Origin of the sequence: Algoriphagus sp. TR-M9, from assembly GCF_027594545.1 — a bacterium.
In the GTDB taxonomy this organism is placed as follows: domain Bacteria; phylum Bacteroidota; class Bacteroidia; order Cytophagales; family Cyclobacteriaceae; genus Algoriphagus; species Algoriphagus halophytocola.
Window position 1 is genome coordinate 1,634,035 of sequence record NZ_CP115160.1, and the last position, 24,804, is coordinate 1,658,838.

Below are 24,804 nucleotides of genomic sequence, written 5' to 3' on the forward strand. Positions count from 1 at the left end.
TAATTTTAATTCAAGAATTCGTCAAAAGTCAAACTGACGAAGTACATAGTCCCTACTGTAGGATTACCCCAAGCTTGAGTATATCCGCTTCCAAAGAGGTTCGAAGCACCCACTTTTAAGATAGACTTGATGCTTTTAAGCTTGTAACTTACCTGCGCATCCAGTGTTCCAAAAGCTGGAATTACAGAAAGTTGCTGACTCGAAACGGCCGGTGCTACGAAGGAGGATTGCCATGCAAATTCACCTTGCCATCTGTAGGCTAGCGCAAACCCTAGGTTATCGATTACCTCTCTGTTTGCAAAGTTCAAGACATAGCGGTATTCCGGTGTGTTGAAGCTTGGCTGGAAGCCGGTCTCTGCTAATTCATCCAAATTTGAAAGGGTGTTATAGGAGACATTTCCCCCTATGGTGTAGCCTTTAGGCAGTTTGTAATCTAAACTAGCTGCCCATCCCCAGGATTTGATGGTTTCAGTTCTGTTCACCGGCATGGAGAATACATTTCTTCCACCGGGTCCAACGCCGATCAAATTTAGTCCCGTGAGCGGATTTGGCCCTTGTAGTCCCGCGTCAGATGCATCCTGGATCAATACCTGGCTACCATTGAAATTTTCGAAGCGATTGAAGTAAGCATAAGCGTCCACCAGTAATTTATCACCCCAGATCCCTTTATACCCAACTTCAAAAGACTTCACTCGCTCAGGTTTGAACTCTCTCATTTCATAAGGTTGAAGCTGGTCTAGGTTTGCTGCTGCTGCATTCACGGGTACAAGCTGAGCTGCGATTTCCGGCACTAGAGTGGGAGCCAATTCAGCAATAGCCGCAGGAGCTTCACTTGGAGGGATATTCCCCGCCTGAACTTGTTCAGTTACATACTGTGTGGCCTGTGCAATGGCAATATTGGTAGCTTCTTGGATGCTTTGCTGATACACGGGAGAATCCGGCTGAGTATCTGCCGAAACAGCGCCCCCATAATTTGTCACGCCAGCTAAGGTGTACCCCGGGTTTGCATTTAGATTGTATCGGTTTCTGAAAAAAGGCAAACCACCGATTAATCTCGCCTGCGGTGTATTCAGATCAATGTATTGGTCTTGGTTGGTAGGGATACGGAAACCTGTCTGGTAAGAGGCTCTGAAGTTGTGATTTCCTTCGGTAAAAACTCCGGAAATTCGTGGGGACCATTGCCCAGCGAAGTTTTCATTTTTATCGTATCTGGCCGAGGCAGTCAACTTGAATTTGTCATTGAAGAGCTTTTTCGAACCCTGAATGTATCCGCCGTATTCGTTGATATTGAATTCATCCCCATCATCATCCAAGGCGAAAATGGTTCCATTCGAATTCAATTGATAGATTCTATAATTAGCTCCTACTACAAACTCCGCAAACTTAATCTGCTCTGACAGATTGTAGGATCCTTCGAAGTGGTAAAGATTACTTCTATCTACAAATCTGGCGCCTACACCATTTTCATTGCCTGGAATAGGGCGGGAAGTGACATCTTTCAGGGCATTGTTGAACTCGCTGGTGCCCGGCATAAATCTGCCTTGATCTGCAAATTGTCTTGCCAAACCATGTGCAGTGTTGCTGTCGGCGCCTTGGCCTACGGCAGTTGCATAGGCTCCCACATATTCCGGGAACCACTGCGTACTGGCCTTCCATGCTTCATTGATGCCTTGTGCTGCTGTCCCTACAGCAAAAGCGTCCCCGGATCTTTCCTGGGTGGTATAAGCCCTCAGGTACCAGTTTGAGGCACGGAGTTCGGCTTTATATTGCCCCATTTGGAAATCCTTCAGTGAGTAGCGATCTGCGCCGGTATAGACTGTGGTGCCAAAGCCTAGATTCCCTTGAAGTATAGCTTCAATATTATCATTGAGTTTCCAATGCAATGCTGCATTCAACTTGATGGATTTGGTGTTGTAGTCAGCCAGGTCGCTTTCCCTGTAACCTGTACGGGAAACTGCAGTGTTTGGAATCAGACCCAAAGCTGCTGAAGGTAGTGCTCCTGCCTGAACCATAGATTGGGCTACAGAAAGCATGTTGACATTAGTTTCGTCACCGTAAATATTTACTCCGTTATATGCGGGGTTATTTTCTGGTGTTCCTGTTTCTATGCTGCTTCCATTTAGAAGTGATTGATCTCGGAAATCATTGGCCTGCCAGTCGTCCGCTGTCAGGTATTCCATATTGACTTTGAAAGCTACTTTATCGCTAATGGCTTTTGCATACCTGGCACTGAAATTATAGAATCCAGTGGTAGGGGAGGTTCTGTTTTCTTCAGACATGATCCCGGTTTTCACACTGGCAGAAAGCCCTTGGTATTGAAATGGGCTTTTCGAGTTCATCAACAAAATTCCGTTGATGGCATTGGGTCCATACAGAGCAGATGAAGCCCCTGGAAGCAATTCTACACTTTCCAGGTCCAGTTCTGAGATCCCGACAATATTGCCTACGGAGAAGTTTAATCCAGGAGCCTGATTGTCCATACCGTCTATGAGCTGTACGGTACGTACATTTCCATTGGCGTTAAATCCTCGGGTGTTAAAGGACTTGAAGAGGAGGGACTGTGTACTCATTTCGACTCCCTTCATGTTGTTGATCGCATCGTAGAAGCTCGCCTGAGGAGCATCCCGTATGGCTATGATATCCATTTTCTCCACCGACACCGGGGACTGCAAAACGCTTTCTTCCATTCTAGAGGCAGAAACTACTACTTCTTGGCCCATTATGGCTGTCTCCATCAGTTGTACATCCAGATTGGATTGCCCTCCTGTGATTTCTATCTCCTGAGCATTGTATCCTACCATGGAAAATACCAAGGTGAAAGGAGGTTCCTGGTTTACACTTAGAGAGTAATTTCCAGAAAGATCTGAAATGGTCCCTATTACTTTTCCTTTGACCAAAATGTTAACCCCGACTAGGGTTTCTTTGGTGTCGGCATCAGTTACGGTCCCAGAGATGAGGGTTTGAGCGTAAACTCTGGATGCCTGTAAGGAAACCAGCAGTAGAACCATGAATACTGCTGTTCCGATTTTTAGGGTAATTTTTTTCATAGGCTATTTTTTGACTTTGGGTCTATGATACTTTGGGTGTATTAAGAGATGATTAGGAACGAAAAATAGCCTAAAATTTAAACAAATAGCAGATTTGCCTATTTATTTGTCATGGATCAAAAATTATAGAAAAATCGATTGCGCTGGAAACTGAGGGGGTTTGATTAAAAAATTAAAACGAATTCACCTGTTTATTAGCGATAAGGAATAAACCCGCCTTTTTTATTAAAAAATCCTTAAGACCAAATACTTTCCAATAAAACTATAATTAGAAATCTGATTATCCGCAATGATGCCAGTAGTTAAAGAATGGGACTGGATAGTAGCGGATAATCGTCAACCGACAACAGTCCACTGCCCACAGCACGTAGAAAGAAACCTTAACCCATAATTTCTCTCGCTACTGGTAAGAAAGCGGATATCCATAATTAGCAATATGACCGTACGGAATGATGTCAGTAAGCACTAATTCCTGATCACTTGGTTAGAAAACCGAAGCGATCCTGCTAGATCGGTAGAAGTGGGATCTTGTAGTAAATAAATCCTAGGGTACTTTAGCCTTACTGCTCGTCAAAAAAGCCGATAATCAAAAAATGAAAAAGAGGCTGTCTCACTAGGCGTCTTGATGTCTGTTTGAGCGGAGTTGAAGGCTATTTCCTGCAAATCAGGATACATTTCGACTTCGTACATGGTGACAAGCTATACTTTTGAGAAAGCCTCTTTGTGGATGTTTCTGGTTTTTCAACCTTTCTTGTTTTCTTCATTCACATGCTTTACCAAACGGTCGCAGAGGTCTTTCATTTCTTCTGCCATGTACTCATCTCCGGTGCTATTTAGGATGGTTTGGGCCATACCTCCCAAAATATCAATGTAGAAGCGCTTCATTTCCACCACCGACATTTCTTCAGTCCAGAGATCAATTCTCAATGTGCTATGGTTCAAATTGTCCCAAATATTCAGGCTGATGCTTTTGGTGCTTTCCAGTCCTTCGCCTTCTTTGTCAGAAGCATCCCATTGGATGTTTTTTGGGAGACTTTTTTCATCTAAGTCTACAAGGAATTTAATCTCAGAATTTTTCATGTGTTATAGTTTGACCCCTGGGGGATCCATTCAATAATTTTTGCAAAATTAATCAGGTTAACTTGAAAGGATAATTCTGAGTTCCTTTTTTCCTCAATCAAGTCGCATTTCTGGTACGTGTGAAGAAATTATCAATTTGCCGGCGGTTTTTTCCTTGATCTCCTCCACAGAAACTCCCGGTGCACGCTCGAGCAGTACAAATCCGCCCTCGGGATGGATTTCTAAAACTGCCAGGTCCGTCACTATCTTTTTGACGCAGTTTACACCGGTAATGGGCAAGGTGCATTTAGGCAAAAGCTTAGCATCACCGGATCTGGAGCAGTGCTGCATAGCCACGATAATATTATCAGCAGAAGCGACGAGATCCATAGCTCCTCCCATACCCTTGACCATTTTACCGGGAATTTTCCAGTTGGCGATGTCCCCGTTTTCTGAGACCTCCATGGCGCCTAAAATCGTCAGGTGCACATGTCCACCTCTGATCATGGCAAAAGATTCTGCCGAATTGAAAAGCGCGGAGCCTTTGAGCATGGTGACGGTTTGCTTTCCGGCATTGATTAAGTCAGGATCGATTTGCTCCTCGGTGGGGAAGGGGCCGATCCCCAAGAGTCCATTTTCTGATTGTAAAACTACTTCCAGTTCGTCTGGGATATAGTTAGCTACCAATGTTGGTATTCCTATTCCAAGATTGATGTATTGCCCGTTTTCCACTTCCTGGGCGATTCGCTGGGCTATTTGATCTTTCGTAAGCATTTTGGGTTCGATTTAGGTGTAAGAAAAAGTCAGGGTCTGGGCAGGGCTATTTCGAGACTGTACGCTGCTCGATTCTTTTTTCGTAATTTTCGCCTTGGAAAATTCTTTGCACATAGATTCCCGGTGTATGGATTTCGTTGGGATCTAACTCACCCGCGGGGACCAGTTCTTCCACCTCAGCAATGCATATTTTGCCCGCAGCGGCCATCATAGGATTGAAATTTCTGGCTGTTCCTTTGAAAATCAAATTCCCGGCAGTATCTCCTTTCCAGGCTTTAATGATGGAGAAATCTCCAACTATGGCTTTTTCCAGCAAATATGTTTTTCCGTCAAAATCCCGGTGCTCCTTGCCTTCAGCTACTTCTGTACCTACTCCGGCAGGGGTGAAAAAGGCAGGAATGCCAGCGCCACCCGCTCTTACCCGCTCGGCTAGTGTGCCTTGAGGGATCAGATCCACTTCTAATTCTCCACTGAGCAACTGCCTTTCAAACTCTGCATTTTCTCCTACATAACTGGAGATCATTTTTTTGACCATGTGTTTTTTCAGCAGCAGCCCTATGCCAAAATCATCTACTCCGGCATTGTTTGAAACTATGGTCAAGCCACTGATTTCTTTTTCTAAAAGTGCTGAAATGCAGTTTTCCGGTATACCCGTGAGGCCAAATCCTCCCATCAGCAGCAGGCATTTGCTGGGAATGTCAGCTACAGCCTCTCGGGCATTTTTTACAGTTTTGTTGATCATATATTTTGGGTTTATAGTAAGTTCTTTGCATTCCTCTGGTCTTTAAAAAGTTGCTTCTTCAATGCCTCCAGCCCGTCAAACTTTTGCTCGTCACGAAGAAAAGCCTTTAGGTAAACGGTGATTTGCTTGTCATAAAGATCTCCCTGAAAATCAAATAGATGTGCTTCTACAGTCTTTTTGGTGCCATCTACCGTGGGGCGATTGCCTATATTCAGCATGGCCTTATATAAGGAGCCATTGACTAAAGCCTCTACAGCATAAACGCCATCTTTTGGGATAAGTTTGTAATCATTGGGGATGTGGACATTAGCCGTAGGAAAGCCGATGGACCTCCCGATCTGCTGGCCTTTGATCACGATCCCGTTCAGCTCATAGGATCGTCCCAGGTAATCAATGGCAGTTGAGATATCCCCAGACTCAAGTGACTGCCTGATTTTGGTGCTGGAAACTCCAATATCCTGTACATCCTGTCTGGAAATTTCTTCCAGTTCAAAGCCAAATTCCTGATGGTTTGCCTGTAGGTATTCGAAACTTCCTTCCCTGTTTTTACCAAATCTATGATCATAGCCTATGACCAATTTTTTGGTTTGGATCTGATCTACGAGTATGGTCTGGATGAATTCCTTGGAACTGAGCTGGGAAAATTCCTTCGTAAAAGGAATGGTCACCAGGTGATCAATCCCAAACTGTCTGAGTAATTTGGCTTTTTCTTCAAAAGTGCTGAGCAGGCGCAGGTTGTGCTCATCAGGATAAAGTACCAGCCTGGGGTGTGGCCAAAAAGTAAGTAAAACGGTTTCGCCTTTAATCGTACGCGCAATCTCACGGATGCGGTGAAGGATTTTTTGGTGTCCCAAATGAACTCCATCAAAAGTGCCACTGGTGACTACCGGGTTGGAGATTTTGGGAAAATCACTTAGTCCTTCATAGATTTTCATGGGATCTGGCTTTGATTTCTTCTACTAAAGGAGCTAATTCTTTTGCATCTGAGAGTTTGAAATCTCCTATTCTCGTTCTGCAAAGTGAACTCATATAAGCACCCACGCCTAGTTTTTCACCCAAATCTCTTGCCAGGCTTCTGATGTAGGTACCCTTGGAGCAAACGATTCTGAATTCAATTTCCGGGTTTTCAAATCTAGTGATTTCGAAAACACTCACCTGTACCGGGCGAGGATCCATTTTTACTTCCTTTCCCTTTCTAGCTGATTCGTAGACCCTTTTACCATCTACCTTGATCGCTGAGTGCATGGGAGGGATCTGCAGTATATCCCCGGTGAGTTCAGCTACAGCGGATTTTACCTGCTCCAAAGTCACAGCAGATGGATCTGCTACGGGTACTATGGGCTGTTCCAGGTCAAAAGAATCTGTGGTGTGGCCGATGACGAAAGTACCAGTGTATTCCTTTTCCTGGCCCATAAAGGAATCTATCTGCTTGGTCATTTTACCTGCGCAGACAATCAAGAGGCCGGTGGCCAAAGGATCCAATGTGCCAGCATGACCCACCTTTTTGATTTTTAAAGCATTCCTGACCTTTTTCACCACGTCAAAGGAGGTCCACTCCAGCGGTTTATTGATCAGAAATACTTCTCCGTATGGTGCTTGCATGTTATAAATATAGTCCAGCTATGATTGCTATCACACCTACGATCAGGCAGTAAATCGAAAAATAGCTGAGTTTACTTTTTTTCACGAGTTTAATCATCCAGGTACAGGCCACGATTCCTGACACAAAAGCAGCCAAAAACCCTGCCCCCAGATAGCCAAATCCCTCTGTTTGCATGGAAAGTTCACCTCCCAGAATGTCTTTGGCTATTTTGCCTAGGATCAAAGGAACTACCATCAAGAAGGAAAACCTAGCGGCTTTGCCTTTATCAATGCCCAGCAGTACAGAAGTGGAAATAGTGGCCCCTGACCGGGAAATACCCGGTAAAATAGCGATAGCCTGTGCTATTCCTATAATCAATGCCTGACCAAAAGACACAGGTTGATTGGTGAATTTGGCTTTGTCTGCCATGTAAAGTAGCACTGCCGTAAGGATAAGCATGCAGCCTACAAATATAATCTGGCCGCCAAATAAGGTTTCCAGTTCTTCCTCAAATACTAGTCCCACTATGGCAGCCGGAATCATCGATAAGGCGATTTTAGTGACAAATTTGGTCTCCTCATTCCACTGGAATTTGAACAGTCCTGCTAGGATTTCCCCAATGTCTTTTCTGAATACGATGATGGTACTTAAGGCGGTGGCAAAATGAACCACCACGGTGAACATGAGCCCTTCGGCAGGCATTTTACTTTCTCCCAAAATGGCTTTCCCCAGCTCTAGATGTCCACTGGAAGATACGGGCAAAAACTCTGTTAATCCCTGAATGATTCCAAGGAAAATAGCATCTATTATTTCCACTCTTAGTTACTTTCTGTTTTGGCAAAAATGGCGTAAAATTCAAAAATAAACCCTGCCAAAGTCACTAGCGGCCCCACGGTCAATCCCAATACTCCATTGCCATGCGGCGCACTGTCCAAACCTATGATCACAAACCCGATGATGATCAGGGCAATACCGATGAACATCAGCTTGTAGTTTTTTCGGGAAAAGGGGAATGATGATTTGCTCATAATTAATAAAGTTCGTCCAGAGACATGTTAAGGTACTTGTTAACGGCACGCAAGGTACTCAATACTGATAGAATTCCCCCAAAAACCATCAACACTGCGAAAAGCAGGTAAAGTAACTGGGAGTTTTGAAGCATAGCAAAGCCTTCGATATTTGCCTGAGTGTAGTTGACCAGCACAAAGAGAATCACAGAGGCAAATGCACCGGCCATCAAGCCAAAAAGAAATGCCCTGCTGAGAAATGGCTTACGGATGAATCCGCGGGTGGCTCCGACTAGCTGCATTGACCGGATCAGGAATCTTTGGGAAAAGAGTGCCAGACGTATGGTATTATTGATCAGCATGACCACCGTAATGATGAGTATGAGGATAAATCCACCCAAGACTATACTGACTTTCAATAGGTTTTTGTTGATGGAGTCCACGAGGTCAGTCATATAGGAAACTTCAAATACACCGGGAATAGCCTCTAGCTCTGCGGCAATAGCCTCCAGCTGCTCAGTGGTCTGAAATTCTTCAGCAATGCTGATCACGAAGCTATCACGCAGGGGATTGTCTTCCAGAAATTCAGTGAAATCCTCTCCGGTACTTTCTATAAAAGTGGCCGCAGCCTCCTCATCGGATATAAATTTCACCCCCAGACTGTCTTCTTTTCGCAAGATAAAGGAGCGCTGAGTCAGATTATCCTGAATGCTATTGAGGTCAGCTTCTTCAAGGTTTTTCTCCAAAAACACCTGCACTTCAATGTTCTCTCTGATCATGCTGGTCAGTGTTTTTGCTTGGATCAGAATGACTCCAAACAAGCCAACAATAAAAAGTGATAGGGTGGTGGAGAATAAAACACTTCCAAATTTGAAATGGCCTAGTATTTTTTTCTTGCGTGGATAGTTCGCCATAGATTATGAATTCTTGTCAAAAGTAAGCTTCCCCAATGATTTTGCCAATCTATTCCTGCTAAAGGATTTGAATGACTTTTTTTCCACTGATCCCGAAAATTCTATCATCTCCGCTGGCTTTGACCATGGCCAATCCGGTAAAATGCCCAAATGCCGGTAAAATCAGCTGGCGTTTTTTGTAGTAAAAGCAGGCTAAAAACAGGTTTTGCTTGGCTTTTCCTCGGATCCTAAAGCCCGGATGAATATGGCCGCAGATGTTGAGCTTTTCTTCAGGGACTTGCTCCAAAGGTTCATGGGAAAGCAGTAGCTCATGAATCAACAGGGGCTTGTCATGAATCTGAAAAATAGATTGCCGGTAAAATGAGTGAGGCAAAATATCATGATTTCCTTTGATCAGATGAAAGGTGGTCTGGGGAAACCGCTCCAGGAAGTCATTTAACTTCTGCCATTGATCGTTCCAGTCACTGTGAAATAAATCCCCCAAAATGTAGAAATCCACGGGTTGAAAAGTAGTGATCAGTTTTTCTAGCTGTAAAAGATCCTGGTCATGGATGGGCTCCGGGATGGGGATTCCCGACTTTCTGAAATGCGCGGCTTTCCCGAAATGCACGTCTGCAATGAACATAGCGCCTAATTCTGCACACCAAAGGGCTTTTTCGGCTAAAAAAGTAAGCTGCAGACCGGCGAATGAAATCGAACTTTGCATTGAGTTTGGTATGATTTTAACCCCATTATTTATAAATTCAAATCTAGCCCATTTCTAAGTTTTACTAACCTAAATTTTTATGAAAACTTGTCAATTTGCTTCCATTTACCTTTTGGTTTTGCTTTTTCACACCCAGTTGGCTACCGCGCAGTCGAAGTCAAAAATCTATGGAGCTTGGTATAATACCGAAGAGACCGCCCAGATAGAAATCATGGAAAGTAAAGGAACATTACTGGGCAAAATAGTATGGCTGAAGAATGAAGATCCTGAGCAGGAAGTCTTTTTGGACGTAGTCAACCGGGATTCCAGCTTGAGAGATCGCCCGCTGATGGGGTTGACTATTTTAGAAGGGCTGAGCTATCACAAAGGAGTTTGGAAAGGTGGCAAGATCTACGATCCGGAGTCTGGCCTGACTTATAGCTGTGAGCTGCAGCTGATGAAAAAAGATCTCTTGGAGGTCAGAGGTTTTTTAGGAGATAGTTGGGTTAAAAAAACCGTGGAATGGCATAAGGTGAAGGATTAAACCCGCATTTCTTCCCGTACATTTTGGTTTGGGGTAACCTGTCTATCTACTGTCTTAGCCATCATGTTGATTGTAGATTGGTAATTCTGATTAACCGCCTATCCCTTTTCATATAAGGGTAACATTGTATTCATGCTTAGAATAAGCAGGGAAGCTAATATTGTTCAAAATATCAGTCATATAGATGAAAAAGGAACTAATACAAGAGCCTGAGGGCAGAAGGTCATTTCTTAAAAACTCATTGATGGTGAGTTTAGGTTTTATGGGGTTAAAATACTTTAGCGGTGCCCCTGTGTTTGCTGGAAGTCTCCCTGAATTGTATGAAAAATACGGGCCATTACTTGATGATCCAAAAGGGATTTTCAACCTTCCAAAAGGTTTTAGTTATAAAATCATATCCCAGGCTGGAGAAGCGATGGATGATGGTTTTTTGTCCCCAGGTAGAAATGATGCTATGGCTGCTTTTAAAGGGGAAGATGGGAAAGTGATCGTGATCAGAAACCACGAGATTTCTTCTGATGATTTAGAAAATGGTCCTTTTGGTAAAGATAATTCCAAACTTCAACAACTTGCTAGTTCAGATATTTACGATAGAGGTTATAGTAAAAACCCAAGTTTAGGGGGGACGACTACCTTCTTGTTCAATGAGGACACGCAGGAAATAGAGTATCAATACCTTTCGCTGGCCGGAACTATACGGAATTGTGCCGGAGGACCTACCCCCTGGAACTCCTGGCTCACTTGTGAAGAAACTTTTGAAAGTAAACTCGATGGAGTGAATGAACATAATCATGGATATGTCTTCGAGGTGCCGGCCACCGAAACTGCAAGTCTCGCTAAACCAGTGGCACTAAAAGCCATGGGTAGGTTTAACCATGAGGCGGTAGCGGTAGATCCGGACAGTGGTTTTATTTACCTTTCAGAAGATCGTGGAGATGGTCTTATTTATAGATTTATTCCAAAGGAGCCAGGCAATCTTACGGCAGGGGGCAAGCTTCAAGCACTCAGTTTAAAGGAGGCACCACGATTTGATACACGAAATTGGGATTCTCAGAAAATCCAGTTAGGAGACCGTCATGAAGTTCAATGGATAGATTTAGAAGACACAGATCCCGAGGAAGATGATTTGAGAATAAGAGGGTTTAATCTGGGCGCTGCTCGTTTTGCGAGAGGTGAAGGCATGTGGTATGGAAACAACGAAGTGTATTTTGCCTGCACAAATGGAGGGAAAGCCAAGCAAGGTCAGGTCTTTAGGTACATCGCCTCGCAGGAAGAAAAAAAGGGAAATGAAGATGCAGGAGGATATTTAGAGCTATTTGCTGAGCCGAATGACAAGGAAATTCTGAGAGCATGTGATAATCTGACAGTGGCCCCATGGGGAGATTTGATCCTTTGCGAAGATAATAGTCGTCCTAGATTGATCGGGATAACCCCAGAGGGCAAAATTTATCACTTAGGATTAAATGTGGGGTATAAATCCGAATTGACCGGAGCTTGTTTTTCTCCAAGTGGAAAGACCCTTTTCGTGAACATCCAGCATGCTGGACTCACCTTGGCTATCACAGGCCCATGGCATGGATAGTTACATAAATGCTAAAGCTTGTTTTAATATAGCTAATGTTTAGATCTTGATAATTAGTCAGTTATCATAAAAAAAATTAAGGCCGGTTTAAACCGGCCTTGATGGTTTGATAGAGACTAGGTTTTAATCCCCACTGTTTAGATAAAATGACTTGAGTATGTAAGCCAGCTGCTCAAACTCTATCAAAAACGCATCATGTCCCGCAGTGGAGCTGATCTCTTTGTAGATACCTTTTTTTGCAAATTGGCTGATATGCTGGGCTTCTTCCGGCAAAAATAGCAGGTCTTTATCCACACCGATGGACAGCACCCGAGCTTCGATCTGCTGCAATGCTGCTTCCACACTTTCTCTATTTCTACCTAGATCATGGGAATCCATGGTTTTACTCAAGGTCCAATACGACAAGGCATTAAATCGCTTGGCAAGTTTTTGTCCTTGGTACCTCAAGTAGGAGGAAGCTCTGAAATCATCCAGTTTGCCCGTGCCATCAGCTTGTTTGCGATCTAGGTCTGTAGGATGCCTATAAGTCAGCATGGCGATGGCTCTGGCCGTTTCCAGACCTTTTTGCCCTGCTAGCTCATGACACTCACCCCAAGAACAGTCCGACTCAATCGCCATTCGTTGCGTTTCGTTGAAACCTATGACCCAAGGGGAAGTTTTGGCCGTGGACGCTAGGATGATCGCATTTTGAAGGCTCTTTCCCAAAATATACGCCCACTCCAGTGCCACTTGCCCGCCTAGAGATCCCCCAATTAACGTATGGATGTGTTCTAGTCCTAAATGAACCCGAAGTCGCTCCAGTCCTGCTGCCAAGTCCCTACTGGTCATCTGAGGGAAATCATAGTAATAGGGCTCCCCAGTCTCTGGGTTTTCACTGAAAGGCTGCGTGGAGCCATAGCAAGAGCCCAGAAGGTTGGCGCAAATAATAAAATGATCAGCAGGATCGTAAAACTTATCTTCTCCGATCAGTCCACTCCACCATTCAGAAGCATTAGCATCCCCGGTGAGGGCATGTATCACCCAGATCACATTGGATTTCTCAGCATTTAACTGGCCGTATGTAGTATAGGCCAAGTCGAATTCCTGGAGGATTTCTCCGGACTCCAAGGTTAGTGGGCTACTTGAATGGAAAGAATTTTGGGACATGGTAATCGAAGCGTACTGACTTTTAAGGTTCATTAGTTGAATTAGATTTTATCAAATGCCTGCTGCAGGTCTGCCTTGATATCCTCGATGTGCTCAATGCCACAGGATAATCTCAGCTGGGTAGGAGTGACTCCTGCTGCAAGTTGTTCTTCGTCGGATAATTGTTGATGGGTGGTGGCTGCCGGCTGAATGATCAGTGTCTTAGCGTCGCCTACATTTGCCAGGTGGGAGATCAGTTCCAGATTGTTGATCAGGGCAGAAGCCTGTTCTTTTTCACCTTTAAGCTCAAAACTTAAAACGCCTCCAAAACCATTTCTCAGGTATTTTTTAGCTAAGTCATGGTAGGGTGAAGAGGGTAATCCCGGGTAATTCACTTTTTGTACCAAAGGATGGGCTTCCAGCCATTTGGCTAGTTCCAGTGCGTTTTCTGTGGTTCTTTGTACCCGGAGTGAAAGAGTTTCTATGCCTTGGAGTAATAGAAAACTGTTGAATGGACTCTGAGCTGGGCCGAAATCTCTTAACCCTTCCACGCGGGCACGGATAGCAAAAGCAACATTAGGAAGGCCTAGTGGGTTGTTTTCCCCAAAAACCTCCCAGAAGTTCAGGCCGTGGTATCCTTCAGAAGGTTCTGAAAACTGCTTGAATTTCCCATTTCCCCAATTGAAATTTCCGGCATCCACGATGACTCCGCCTATGGAGGTTCCGTGACCACCTATCCACTTGGTGGCAGAGGAAGTGACTATGTTTGCACCATGCTTGATTGGCTGGCATAAATAACCTCCTGCACCAAAGGTGTTGTCCACGACTAATGGGATGTCATGTTTTTGGGCTACTGCTGCGATTGCTTCGAAATCCGGAATGTTGAACTCTGGGTTACCGATGGTTTCCAGATAGATGGCTTTGGTGCGCTCATTTATTTTGCTTTCAAATTCCTCAGCTGCATTGCCTTTGGCAAATCTAGCTTCGATTCCTATTCTCTTAAAAGCCACCTTAAATTGGTTGTACGTACCTCCGTACAAGAAACTGGTAGAGACAAAGTTGTCTCCGGCCTCCATGATATTGTTCAAAGCCAAGAATTGCGCAGCTTGACCGGAAGCTGTGGCTACAGCAGCCACTCCGCCTTCAAGAGCTGCTATTCTGTTTTCGAATACATCTGTGGTAGGATTCATTATCCTGGTATAAATGTTTCCAAATTCCTTCAGCCCAAATAGATTGGCGCCATGCTCGGCAGAATCAAAAACATAAGAAGTAGTCTGATAAATAGGAACAGCTCTAGAGTTTGTGGTTGGGTCTGGTTGTTGACCTGCGTGAAGCTGTAGGGTTTCGAAGTGTAGCTTGTTAGACATGATTTTTTTGGATTTATAGTGTTAAAAATGAGGATATTAAAAAGCCCATCTCGAAGCGTTCCGAAATAGGCATAGCAATTCAGGGTAAGTAAATACCGTGTGTGAAACTTTGGTTGGATTTAGACTAATGAGTAGAGAAGATGGTCCTGTGTGCATTACATATGAACTTATAGACCCAAAAGAAAATACTTCTTTTGGCAGGAATTGGCACCTTGGACTTTCCAGGTTGCCAGAGGGTCATAGAGCCTGTCTCTCGCCTCTTCTATATAAATCCGAGCACTAAAAGTGAAAGGATACTGCAAATAAAGAAACAGGGAATTGAAAATCAAAATGATTTTCAATTCCCTGGTACAGAAAACTGAATTTTTATGCTAATTCATCTTCATTGTACCGGAAAATTGGATTGATGTTGTTGAAATCAGGTTCAATGTTAAGTAGTTCATTTACCAAGCCATTATCAAGTCCATAAGCCCAGCCGTGAATGATCGGAGCTTTTCGTTTCTTCCAGGCTTTTTGAATAATTGAGGTTTTGATCAGATCCTGACATTGTTCCATCACGTTGATTTCTACCAGCTTGTTGACCTTTTTTTCGTGACTGTCTTGAGCATCTACTTCATCTTTATGATTGTTGTAAACTTCTTTGATGTTTCTTAGCCATTTATTGATCAAGCCCAGGTTTTTGTTTCCTAAAGCTGCATCTACTCCGCCACATCCATAATGTCCGCATACAATGACATGCTCTACTTCTAGCACTTCTACGGCATATTGGAGTACGCTGAGCATGTTCAGGTCAGTGTGCACCACCATATTGGCGATATTTCTGTGTACAAAAATTTCTCCGGGGTCAGTACCTGTAATCTGATTGGCAGGTACTCTACTATCCGAGCAGCCTATCCAAAGGAATTTTGGCTTTTGCTGTTTGGCTAATCTGCTGAAAAAATTCTCATCAGTTTCATTTTGTTCTTTTGACCATGCTTTGTTCTGCAGGATTAGTTTTTCGTATGGGTTCATGATGTTTCTTGTAAGTTGTATTTAAATCCTTCTATTTGAACTTTAATATTCTTATCCACTGAAGTCGCAATAAAATCATTCAGCAATTCCTGAATATCCTGATCTATAAACTGGGCTTTTTGGGCATTGATGATGACTTTACTTTCCGGTTGGATTTTGGAAAGTTCCTTCATCAAAAGGGCTTTATTTAGGAATGAAACGTCTTTTTGCAGCTTGACTAGGTAGTTGCCGTTATGTTCAGTTACGATTACGGCTTTTACGAAGTTAGTCTTGATGACAAAGAACAAACCGAATACCATTCCTATACCTATGCCTACTAGAAGATCAGTAAACAGAATTGCTACTACAGTGATGATGAATGGAATAAACTGATCCCATCCATTTTGATACATTTTGACGAAAATCGCAGGTTTGGCAAGCTTATAACCAACTACAAAGAGAACAGCCGCCAAGCAGCTCAGTGGGATCAAATTTAGGATATGTGGGATAGCCAATACTAGCATGATCAGCAATATTCCGTGAAATACAGCAGACATTTTGGTCTTAGCTCCCGAGGAAATATTAGCCGTACTTCTTACAATCACTGCTGTGACCGGAAGTCCGCCTATCAATCCGCTGAATGCGTTTCCAATTCCTTGGGCTACAAGTTCCTTACTCGGAGGAGTGATTCTTTTGTGGGGATCCAATTTATCGGCTGCATCTATACATAGCAAAGTCTCCAAACTCGCAATAATGGCAATGGTGAAAGCTACTAGCCAAAATGCACTATCGCCAATCATGGAGAAATCCGGGAATTGGAGCAGATTGCCCATTTCGCCCATATTGTCCAGGACTGGGATTTCTACTAGATGCTCACCGGTCAATTGCCAAGATGGCATAAACTTTCCGTAAAGTATGTTGATCAGAATACCTGAAATCACAGCCCAAAGTGCTCCTGGTACTACGCCTAGGATTCTATGGTTCTTGATACGAGGTCGTTCAAAAAGGATCAGGATACCCAAAGCGACCAATACGATAGGAATGGCACCTGGACTATAATACAGAATAGCATACCAGATTTCAGAAAAAGTATTGTGGCTATCTGCCTGTATGAATGCCTGATCGCCCATTAAATCCACATCATAGCCTAGTGCATGCGGGATTTGCTTCAAGATCAAGATTAGACCAATGGCAGTCAACATGCCCTTGATCACTGAGTGAGGGAAATAATATCCGATTACCCCAGCTTTGAACAATCCCAACAGGAACTGGATAATACCTGCCGCTACTAGTGTACCGAGAAATAACGGAAATGACCCCATGCTATTAATGGAGTCAAGTACAATTACTGTAAGACCCGCTGCAGGCCCACTGACACTGACATGGGATCCAGACAAGGCTCCCACCACTATTCCGCCTACTATTCCGGCTATCAGACCTGACATGGGGGGCGCACCACTTGCTATTGCTATTCCCAAGCAAAGCGGCAGGGCCACCAAAAACACCACGACACTCGATTTTAAATCATATTTTAAATTATTTCCCAGAAGAGTGTTCATCGATGAATTGAATGGTTAAGCGATTAGAATTGTAGAAATATTAGTTACTATAGATAATAAATTCATTTAAATCTACAAAGAAGAAAATTTTATCCTAGTTCAAAAGACCTAAAATTCTTTTATCTATTTGGTCAAAGTTAAATTCTAATATGGCTTTTTTCATTTTTTGATCAATAAGATCCAAATTTAAATTGCCGATACTTCCTTCATGTGTGTGGTTTAATTTTTCCTGATTTGGATCAAAATTTCCCGATTCTATATTTAGCCCTACTTGCTTATATGCATCTCTAAACGGGATTCCTTTCACTACTAGCTCGTTGACTACTTCTACTGAAAATAAATGTTTATAAAATGAATCAGCTAGGATATTTGGCTTTACCTGAATCGCACTCAGCATGAAAGTGGTCATACGCAGGCAGCTTTTTAATGTTTCTATGCCCGGAAAGATTTCTTCCTTCAGCAATTGTAGATCTCTGTGATAGCCGGTGGTTGTATTGGCCAAGATCAGGTTGATGGCATTTGGAATACCTTGTACTTGATTGGTTTTAGCCCGGATTAATTCAAAAACATCAGGGTTTTTTTTGTGAGGCATGATGCTGCTCCCTGTGGTCAGATCATCAGGAAAGCTGATAAAAGCAAAATGCTGGTTCATATAAAGGCACACATCTGAGGCGAGTCTGTTTAGCGTGCCGGCTAGCCCTGAAAGTCCAAATGCCAAGGTTCGTTCCGTCTTGCCTCGGCTGTTCTGCGCATTGATTACATTGTGGTGGAGGTCAGCAAAGCCCAAAAGCTCAGTGGTCATAGTTCTGTTCAGTGGAAAACTGGAACCGTAGCCGGCAGCGGAACCCAGCGGATTCTTATTGGCAAGATCAAAAGAGGCCTTCAAGAGTCCCAGATCTTCTGATAGCCCTTCGGCAAAGGAACTAAACCAAAGCCCAAAGGAAGAAGGCATGGCCAATTGGGTATGTGTGTAGCCTGGCATGAGGTCATTTTTATGTTTTTCTGCCAGCTCAATCAGTAACTGGGAAAGCGCAGTGGTTTCTTCTACTATTTCCCGGATTGCTGCTCGATAGTATAATTTTAAATCAACCAGAACCTGATCATTTCGGCTCCGGCCACTGTGCAGCTTTTTTCCTACATCACCAAATCGTTCTGTCAAAAGGAACTCTACCTGGGAGTGTACATCTTCTACTCCGGGTGCTATCTCAAATTCGCCTTTCTCTATTTCCAGGTAAATAGCTTTCAATCCGCGCTGCAGGATCTCATTCTCTTCAGTAGTCAATAGTCCAATGGTGCTGAGCATCTGTGCATGTGCCATAGACCCCAGCACATCAAAAGGTGCAAGTAGTATGTCAAACTCAGGATCTCGACCTATGGTGAATGATTCGACTTCCTTTTTGCTGCCGGTTTCTTTTTGCCAAAGTTTCATTTCTAATTAGTTTTTTAGAAGCATAGCAGCGTAGGTCTCCAGGATTTGGATATAGCCTAAGATGCCATTTTCGATTTCTTTCAAATAAATAAATTCATCCGCGGAATGTGATCTGGCAGAGTCCCCAGGACCGATTTTTACAGAGGGATAAGGGATTAAAGCCTGATCAGACAGGGTAGGGCTTCCGTAGGTGTTCTTACCCAGTTTTTCGCCTACTTTCAAAATCAAATGTCCTTCAGGTACATGGGATGATTGCAATCTCAAAGAACGAGGTGTCAGTTCTGCGTTTAACTCGCTTTTCAGTTCGTCCAGCGCTTCTTGCAGGGTATAAGCATCAGTCACCCTTACATCCAAAACAAATTCGCAGATGTCTGGGACCACATTGTGCTGCTGTCCGGCATGGATCACTGTAGCGGAAACCTTTGTTTTGCCTAGAAACTGGGATACTTTTTTGAACTGGAAATCCTTGATTTTCTGTAGGTCTTCCAAAGCCAGGTAAATCGCATTGATGCCTTCTTCCCGCGCAGCATGGCCAGCTTTTCCGTACACTTTCGCATCGATCACCATCAGGCCTTTTTCCGCCACGGCCATATCCATCAGAGTGGGTTCACCGACTATCGCCAGATCGCAGGCAGGTAGCTGATCGATGACAGCAGCGATCCCGTTTTTGCCAGAAATCTCCTCCTCTGCTGAGGCTATCATGATCAGATTGAAGGGGAGGTCTTGCCCATAAAAATAGGTAAATGCAGCGATTAAGCTGACGAGTGGCCCGCCAGCATCATTGCTGCCCAAACCGTAAAGTTTACCATCTTCAATAGTTGGCAAGAAAGGATCTTTGGTGTAGCCGGCATTTGGTTTTACGGTATCGTGATGAGAATTTAACCAAAGCGTAGGTTTATTCCTGTCAAATGAGCTGGCAAATGCCCAGATATTATTGCCTGATTTAGTGAAAGGAATGGCTCGGCTGGAAAAATACTCTTCGAGAATGTCTGCCGTGGCATTTTCTGCTCTAGAAAGTGAAGGGGTTTCTATGAGTTGCTTCAGGAGTTCAACCGCATCTTCAAATAATTCCTGGGTATCTTTCACTTGGCGTATCAATATAGGTCGTAGCGATTTCTTTCAATGGTCGTTCCGGAAAGTTTGCCTTTTGCTGCCAAATGAAGGTTTTCAGCTTTCCCTATCCAGACATGATTCACACCTTTTTGTAAGGCTTCGAAAGCATTGTCCAGTTTGGGGATCATTCCGGAGTGGATTACATTTTCTTTCTTCAACTCCTGATAAATGTCATCATTGATCAGCGGGATGATAGAGTTTTCGTTTTTTTCGTCTATCAGCACGCCACTTTTATTGAAGCAGAAATACAGGTTTACCTGGTGTTCTTTGGCCAGACTAGTGGCTAGAGCAGAAGCTATGCTGTCGGCATTGGTGTTCAGCAATTGACCTTTGGCATCATGGGTGATGGCGTTGACCACAGGTAGTAAATTTCCGCTCAATAAATGGTCGATAAGTTTGGTGTTAACTTCTTGTATATCACCTACAAAACCGTAGTCAATGTCCTTTACAGGCCTTTTGATAGAGCGAATAATATTGCCGTCTGCTCCTGTCATTCCTATCGCATTTACCTTCAGGGCCTGCAGCTTGGCTACTATATTCTTATTGATCAAACCTGCATAGACCATGGTCACTACGTCTAGGGTCTCCTGGTCTGTGATTCTCCTTCCGTCAACCATTTCGGGCATCACGCCTAGGGATTCACCAAATCTTGAAGCCATTACCCCTCCGCCATGAACCAAAATTTTGTGTCCTGGAAACTTGGCAAATAGGGCTAAAAATTCATCTAGTTTTTCAGGAAAATCGATGACATTGCCGCCGATTTTGATTATGCTGATTTTCATAAATCAAGGTTAAAATTAAAGCTGTTCTAAAAGATCACTGATAACAGCCTGCGCTGCGAAAATCCGGTTTTTTGCCTGCTGCTGAACCAAAGAGCGACTTCCATCCAAAATTTCATCCGATAGTTCCAAGTTTCTCCTTACCGGAAGGCAATGCATGACTTTGGCAGTCGAGGCCTTTTGAAAGTGGGACTCTGTAAGCATCCAGGATGAATCTGTGGAAAGGATTTTTCCATATTCATTAAATGCTGACCAGTTTTTAACATACACAAAATCAGCATCTTCTAGTGCTTTGCTTTGATCATATTCTATAGTCGCTCCCCTGGTGAATTCCTCATCCAGTTCATAGCCGGCTGGGTGGGTAATGGTGAGGTCATGATCCATTCCTAAAGTCCACTCCGAAAAGGAATTGGCTACTGCATGAGGAATGGCCTTGATATGCGGCCCCCAAGTTAACACCACTTTGGGCTTGCTTTTTCCAGACCAATTTTCCTGTATGGTAATCTGATCCGCCAGACTTTGGAGCGGATGGCGTGTCGCTGATTCTAAGCTGACCACAGGGATTCCGGAATACTTAACAAACTGCGAAAATATAAAGTCAGAACGGTCTTCCTCCTTATTGGTCAAGGAAGGAAAGGCACGAATCGCCAAAATATCGAAATATGAACCCAAAACCGCAGCAGCGTCTTTGATGTGCTCCACGGTGCCTAGGTTCATGACAGCCCCGTCTCGCATTTCCAAAGCCCAGCCTTCCTTGTCCATATTCAGCACGATGGGATCCATCCCCAGATTCAAGGCTGCTAATTGAGTAGAAACCCGGGTTCGTAGCGAGGGGTTTAGGAAAATACATCCTATACGCTTTCCTGCTCCTTTTGCCTTGTCGAGATTGGGGTTCTCCTTGTAAATCAGTGCCTGCTCTATCAGCTTTTGGCCCTGAGTTATGGATTCAAATTTTGTAAAATGCTTGAGCGGCTGGATGATATTTGCCATTAGGTTTAAATAGGTGATTAACTTAAGATTTCTTTCAATGCGGTTAAAAACGAATTTAACTGATTCCACTCGATATTTAAAGGTGGAAGAAGTCTTATCGTATTCTTTCCTGCTGCGCTTCCCGTGAAAATGCGATATTTCTGGACCAGTTCTGATCGTACAGGTCCTGCTTCCCGGTCTAGATCTATACCAATCATCAGTCCGGTACCGCGTATAGCGGTGATTCCAGGAATGGATTTCAATTCTGCCAAAAGTTTTTCTCCGAATTGCTGGGTGTGTTCCAGAAGCTTTTCTTGTTCTATCACTTCAAGTACCGCCAAGCCTGCTGCACAGGCTAGCTGGTTGCCGCCGAAGGTAGTTCCCAGCAATCCGTAGGTGGCTTTGAACTCGGGAGAAATCAAGATTCCACCCATAGGAAATCCATTTCCCATTCCCTTGGCCATGCTTATGATATCCGGCTTTATGTCTTCCATCAATTGGTGGGCAAAGAATTTTCCAGTTCGGCCAAAGCCTGACTGAACTTCGTCCAAAATCAGCTTTGCTTCATATTTCCTGGCCAGTGACGCTAAGCCTTGTATAAACTCTGGGCTTGGAACCTGAATACCATTTACGCCCTGAATTCCTTCGATGACTATTCCTGCGATTCCATTGGATTTCAATGCTTCTTCCACTGTGTCTAGGTCTTCCCAGGGGAGAATATGGAAGTCTTCACGCGCATTGCACGGAGCAATGATTTTTGGATTATCAGTCAAAGCGACTGCAGCGGAAGTTCTCCCGTGAAAACTACCTGAGAAAGCGATGAAACCTGACTTTCCCGTAGCAAAAGATGCAAGCTTAATTGCGTTCTCATTGGCTTCTGCGCCGGAATTGCAAAGGAAAAGTTCGTAATCCGGATAGCCGGAAAGCTCCCCGAGTTTCTCCGCATATTCCTTTTGTATAGGAATCTGAACAGAATTGGAGTAAAAAGCGATCTGGTCCAATTGAGCTTTGATACGCTTGACATAATGCGGGTGCGTGTGACCAATGGAAATCACCGCGTGACCTCCGTAAAGGTCTATATATTCCTGACCCTTTTCATCCCAAAGTTTAGCTCCATCGGCTTTAGCGATAGTCACCGGGATCAGCGGGTAAACATCAAATAATTTCATGAGGATTGAGGATTTGCGCCCCGCTATCGGGGTACGGTTTACGAGGCCAATCTGAACTTCGTAAGTCAATTTCTAAAGTTGGAGAATAATGAATGAGAAATGATGAATACTGAACACCGAAGTATCACTTATCAAATCTTGAATCTTGTGTCTAACGTCTAATATCTAATCAGAACGCTATACTTTTCAGATTCAAGCCTGTCCTTTCCTCTAGTCCAAATGCTAAATTGTAATTCTGAACCGCCTGTCCTGAAGCTCCTTTAAGTAGATTGTCAATGGCAGAATAGATCACCAATTGACCGGCTTCTTTTTTCACATGAACTATACACTTGTTCGTGTTTACAGCTTGCTTCAAATCTATATCTGCATCAGACACATGCGTAAAAGCAGCATCCTTATAATAATCCTGGTAAGCTGCTGTAGCTTCTTCCTGAGTTCCTTCGAAAGGAAAATAGGCAGTAATCCAAATACCTCTTGGGAAATTCCCTCGATAAGGAACGAAGAGAATTTCTGAGGAAAAATCTGAATTTGTTTGCTTAAAAGTCTGAGTAATTTCCTTTATGTGCTGATGGGTAAACAGTTTATAAACAGACATATTGGAAGATCTGTAGCTAAAGTGGGAGGTCTCAGCCAGTTTCTTGCCGGCACCGGTACTTCCCGTAATACCAGAAATCTGGATAGTATCTTTTACCCAGCCTTTTGCGATAGCCGGAAGCAAAGCCAGTTGAATCCCCGTGGCAAAACAGCCAGGATTTGCGATTTTTTTGGCAGACTTTATTTTTTCAGCATTCACCTCTGGAAGACCATAAGTAAAGCCATTGGATTCGTCACGGAAATCAGTGGACAAATCAATGAGAACGGTCTCTGGGGAAAAGCTATGTTGCTCCAGGAAACCCTTGGTCTGTCCATGCGGTAAACCCAAGAATACTGCGTCTATTCCTTCGGTCTGCACTTCATCCGTAAAAATCAAATCACAATCCCCAATCAGATCTGGATGGACTTCGGACACTTTTTTGCCCTTCTGGCTATTGCTATGTACATAGACAAGTTCGCAGGCCGGATGATGAACCAGCAGACGAAGTAATTCGCCTCCAGTATATCCTGCTGCACCTATGATCGCTGTTTTGATTTTAGTCATTGTCTGAGTTTACCTTGTGAAAAATAGCTGTCTGGTTACCCAAAATGCGGGTGAATCCTTTAACGTCATCTGCGGTGTAGCCTTTGTTCATTTCTCCATAGCTTCCGAATTTGTTGGACATCAAATCATGATCTGAAGTGATTCCAAGTAAGGTAAACCGGTAGGGCTGTAGCAAGACACGAACTTCTCCACTCACATAAGTCTGGGTGCTAGCCATAAACTCTTCCAGGTTTCTCATCACGGGATCCAGGTAATGTCCTTCGTGGAGGTGGTTACCGTAGAATTCTGCTAGCTGATTTTTCCAGAAAAGCTGCCACTTGGTCAATGTATGCTTCTCCAGCAATTGATGTCCTTTGATGATGATCAGTGGAGCTGCGGCTTCAAAGCCTACACGTCCTTTGATCCCGATGATGGTGTCTCCCACATGGATATCCCGTCCGATGCCAAATGGTGCTGCCAGTGCCTGAAGTGCCTGGATGGCATCCACTGGGTTGTCATAGTTCTCTTGGTCTATTCCTTTGAGTTCGCCAGCTTCAAAGGTCAACTTTACCTCCTTTGGCTCAGTTTCGGTCACCTGGGTAGGCCAGGCGTTTTCCGGTAGAAAGTCTGAAGAAGTCAATGTTTCTTTTCCTCCTACCGAAGTTCCCCAGATTCCTTTATTGATAGAGTAGGCGGCTTTTTCGAAATTCATAGCTACGCCGTGCTTTTTCAGGTATTCAATCTCCTCTTGTCGGGAAAGCTTAAGATCACGGATGGGAGTGATGATTTCTATATCCGGAACTATGGTCTGGAAAATCATATCAAATCTTACCTGATCATTTCCAGCACCGGTAGAGCCATGAGCCACAGCTTTAGCACCTATGGATTTGGCATACTCGGCCAGAGATTTTGCTTGAAGAATACGCTCGGCAGATACCGAAAGGGGGTAGGTTTGGTTTTTCAGTACATTGCCATATACCAGGTATTTGATCACTTCATTATAATAGGTGTCCATCACATGAAGGATTTTGAAGGAGGCAATGCCCAGGGTTTTCGCCCTTTGCTCTACCTCACTCAATTCTTCGTCTGAAAATCCACCAGTATTCACCAGTACCGCGTGTACTTCATAGCCTAGTTCTTTGGAGAGATGTAAGGCGCAAAATGTGGTATCCAATCCACCACTGTAGGCTAAAACTATTTTTTTCATAATTCTGTAATTACTTTTTATGGCCATACCTGCCGGCTGAGAAG

23 protein-coding genes and 1 riboswitch are annotated in these 24,804 nt (G+C 43.8%); of the genes, 2 read left to right on the forward strand and 21 right to left on the reverse strand.

Going from position 1 to position 24,804, the window contains the following annotated elements; all coding sequences use genetic code 11:
• Positions 1-5: 5 nt before the first annotated feature.
• The 10 genes from PBT90_RS07175 to pdeM form a co-directional block, all read right to left on the reverse strand.
• Entirely contained in the window at positions 6-3,047 is a 3,042-nt protein-coding gene (locus PBT90_RS07175; protein WP_270132412.1) for a TonB-dependent receptor domain-containing protein, read from the reverse strand.
• A gap of 741 nt (positions 3,048-3,788) precedes the next feature.
• The gene (gene gldC / locus PBT90_RS07180) at positions 3,789-4,127 is read right to left on the reverse strand and encodes a gliding motility protein GldC (protein ID WP_264809706.1); all 339 of its coding nucleotides are present in this window, start codon (positions 4,125-4,127) and stop codon (positions 3,789-3,791) included.
• 93 nt (positions 4,128-4,220) lie between these two features.
• A complete protein-coding gene (locus tag PBT90_RS07185) occupies positions 4,221-4,880 on the reverse strand; it encodes a 3-oxoacid CoA-transferase subunit B (RefSeq protein WP_264809707.1) in 660 nt (219 codons plus the stop codon).
• Positions 4,881-4,926: 46 nt separating this feature from the next.
• Positions 4,927-5,622, reverse strand: coding sequence for a CoA transferase subunit A (locus tag PBT90_RS07190; protein ID WP_270132417.1), 696 nt, complete (start codon positions 5,620-5,622; stop codon positions 4,927-4,929).
• Positions 5,623-5,633: 11 nt separating this feature from the next.
• Positions 5,634-6,557 carry a bifunctional riboflavin kinase/FAD synthetase gene (locus PBT90_RS07195; protein ID WP_270132420.1) on the reverse strand — a complete coding sequence of 308 codons (924 nt, stop codon included), beginning with the start codon at positions 6,555-6,557 and terminating at the stop codon, positions 5,634-5,636.
• Positions 6,544-7,224 (reverse strand): tRNA pseudouridine(55) synthase TruB, encoded by a 681-nt coding sequence (gene truB / locus PBT90_RS07200; protein WP_270132423.1) that lies wholly within the window; start codon positions 7,222-7,224, stop codon positions 6,544-6,546. Before truB ends, PBT90_RS07195 begins: the two co-directional genes overlap by 14 nt.
• Position 7,225: 1 nt before the next feature.
• Entirely contained in the window at positions 7,226-8,020 is a 795-nt protein-coding gene (locus PBT90_RS07205) for an undecaprenyl-diphosphate phosphatase (protein ID WP_270132426.1), read from the reverse strand.
• A 2-nt stretch (positions 8,021-8,022) separates the two neighbouring features.
• A complete protein-coding gene (locus PBT90_RS07210) occupies positions 8,023-8,232 on the reverse strand; it encodes a DUF3098 domain-containing protein (protein WP_264809712.1) in 210 nt (69 codons plus the stop codon).
• Positions 8,233-8,234: 2 nt separating this feature from the next.
• Entirely contained in the window at positions 8,235-9,125 is an 891-nt protein-coding gene (locus PBT90_RS07215) for a cell division protein FtsX (protein ID WP_270132429.1), read from the reverse strand.
• Positions 9,126-9,183: 58 nt separating this feature from the next.
• Positions 9,184-9,831, reverse strand: coding sequence for a ligase-associated DNA damage response endonuclease PdeM (gene pdeM / locus PBT90_RS07220; RefSeq protein ID WP_270132431.1), 648 nt, complete (start codon positions 9,829-9,831; stop codon positions 9,184-9,186).
• A 79-nt stretch (positions 9,832-9,910) separates the two neighbouring features.
• Here pdeM and PBT90_RS07225 point away from each other — a divergent pair, with 79 nt between their 5' ends.
• Together PBT90_RS07225 and PBT90_RS07230 are read left to right on the forward strand one after the other, a co-directional pair.
• Positions 9,911-10,354, forward strand: a complete 444-nt coding sequence (locus PBT90_RS07225; protein ID WP_264809715.1) for a DUF2147 domain-containing protein — start codon at positions 9,911-9,913, stop codon at positions 10,352-10,354.
• A 184-nt stretch (positions 10,355-10,538) separates the two neighbouring features.
• Positions 10,539-11,936: an alkaline phosphatase PhoX gene (locus PBT90_RS07230; protein ID WP_270132434.1), complete on the forward strand. Its 1,398-nt coding sequence runs from the start codon at positions 10,539-10,541 to the stop codon at positions 11,934-11,936.
• Between the two features lie 123 nt (positions 11,937-12,059).
• Here the strand turns inward: PBT90_RS07230 and PBT90_RS07235 are convergent, their stop codons facing one another.
• The 11 genes from PBT90_RS07235 to PBT90_RS07285 all read right to left on the reverse strand — a co-directional run bounded on the left by PBT90_RS07235 (position 12,060) and on the right by PBT90_RS07285 (position 24,760).
• A complete protein-coding gene (locus tag PBT90_RS07235) occupies positions 12,060-13,115 on the reverse strand; it encodes a homoserine O-acetyltransferase family protein (RefSeq protein ID WP_270132437.1) in 1,056 nt (351 codons plus the stop codon).
• A gap of 8 nt (positions 13,116-13,123) precedes the next feature.
• The gene (locus PBT90_RS07240; RefSeq protein ID WP_270132439.1) at positions 13,124-14,428 is read right to left on the reverse strand and encodes an O-acetylhomoserine aminocarboxypropyltransferase/cysteine synthase family protein; all 1,305 of its coding nucleotides are present in this window, start codon (positions 14,426-14,428) and stop codon (positions 13,124-13,126) included.
• A gap of 164 nt (positions 14,429-14,592) precedes the next feature.
• A riboswitch (SAM riboswitch) is annotated at positions 14,593-14,701 on the reverse strand.
• Positions 14,702-14,794: 93 nt separating this feature from the next.
• Complete coding sequence (can, locus tag PBT90_RS07245; protein ID WP_264809719.1) at positions 14,795-15,439, reverse strand: carbonate dehydratase; 645 nt, start codon at positions 15,437-15,439, stop codon at positions 14,795-14,797.
• A complete protein-coding gene (locus PBT90_RS07250) occupies positions 15,436-16,977 on the reverse strand; it encodes a SulP family inorganic anion transporter (protein WP_264809720.1) in 1,542 nt (513 codons plus the stop codon). The genes can and PBT90_RS07250 overlap by 4 nt, the downstream gene beginning before the upstream one ends.
• Positions 16,978-17,071: 94 nt before the next feature.
• Positions 17,072-18,406 carry an argininosuccinate lyase gene (argH, locus tag PBT90_RS07255; protein WP_264809721.1) on the reverse strand — a complete coding sequence of 445 codons (1,335 nt, stop codon included), beginning with the start codon at positions 18,404-18,406 and terminating at the stop codon, positions 17,072-17,074.
• A gap of 6 nt (positions 18,407-18,412) precedes the next feature.
• On the reverse strand, positions 18,413-19,492 hold the full coding sequence (locus PBT90_RS07260) for a M20 family metallo-hydrolase (RefSeq protein WP_264809723.1): 1,080 nt from the start codon (positions 19,490-19,492) through the stop codon (positions 18,413-18,415).
• Positions 19,493-19,500: 8 nt separating this feature from the next.
• Positions 19,501-20,301: an acetylglutamate kinase gene (argB, locus tag PBT90_RS07265; RefSeq protein WP_264809724.1), complete on the reverse strand. Its 801-nt coding sequence runs from the start codon at positions 20,299-20,301 to the stop codon at positions 19,501-19,503.
• A gap of 15 nt (positions 20,302-20,316) precedes the next feature.
• Complete coding sequence (locus tag PBT90_RS07270; protein WP_264809725.1) at positions 20,317-21,288, reverse strand: Rossmann-fold NAD(P)-binding domain-containing protein; 972 nt, start codon at positions 21,286-21,288, stop codon at positions 20,317-20,319.
• 17 nt (positions 21,289-21,305) lie between these two features.
• Positions 21,306-22,436, reverse strand: coding sequence for an aspartate aminotransferase family protein (locus PBT90_RS07275; protein WP_264809726.1), 1,131 nt, complete (start codon positions 22,434-22,436; stop codon positions 21,306-21,308).
• 169 nt (positions 22,437-22,605) lie between these two features.
• Positions 22,606-23,574: an N-acetyl-gamma-glutamyl-phosphate reductase gene (argC, locus tag PBT90_RS07280; protein WP_264809727.1), complete on the reverse strand. Its 969-nt coding sequence runs from the start codon at positions 23,572-23,574 to the stop codon at positions 22,606-22,608.
• Positions 23,567-24,760 (reverse strand): argininosuccinate synthase, encoded by a 1,194-nt coding sequence (locus tag PBT90_RS07285; protein WP_264809728.1) that lies wholly within the window; start codon positions 24,758-24,760, stop codon positions 23,567-23,569. Before PBT90_RS07285 ends, argC begins: the two co-directional genes overlap by 8 nt.
• Between the last annotated feature and the right edge of the window lie 44 nt (positions 24,761-24,804).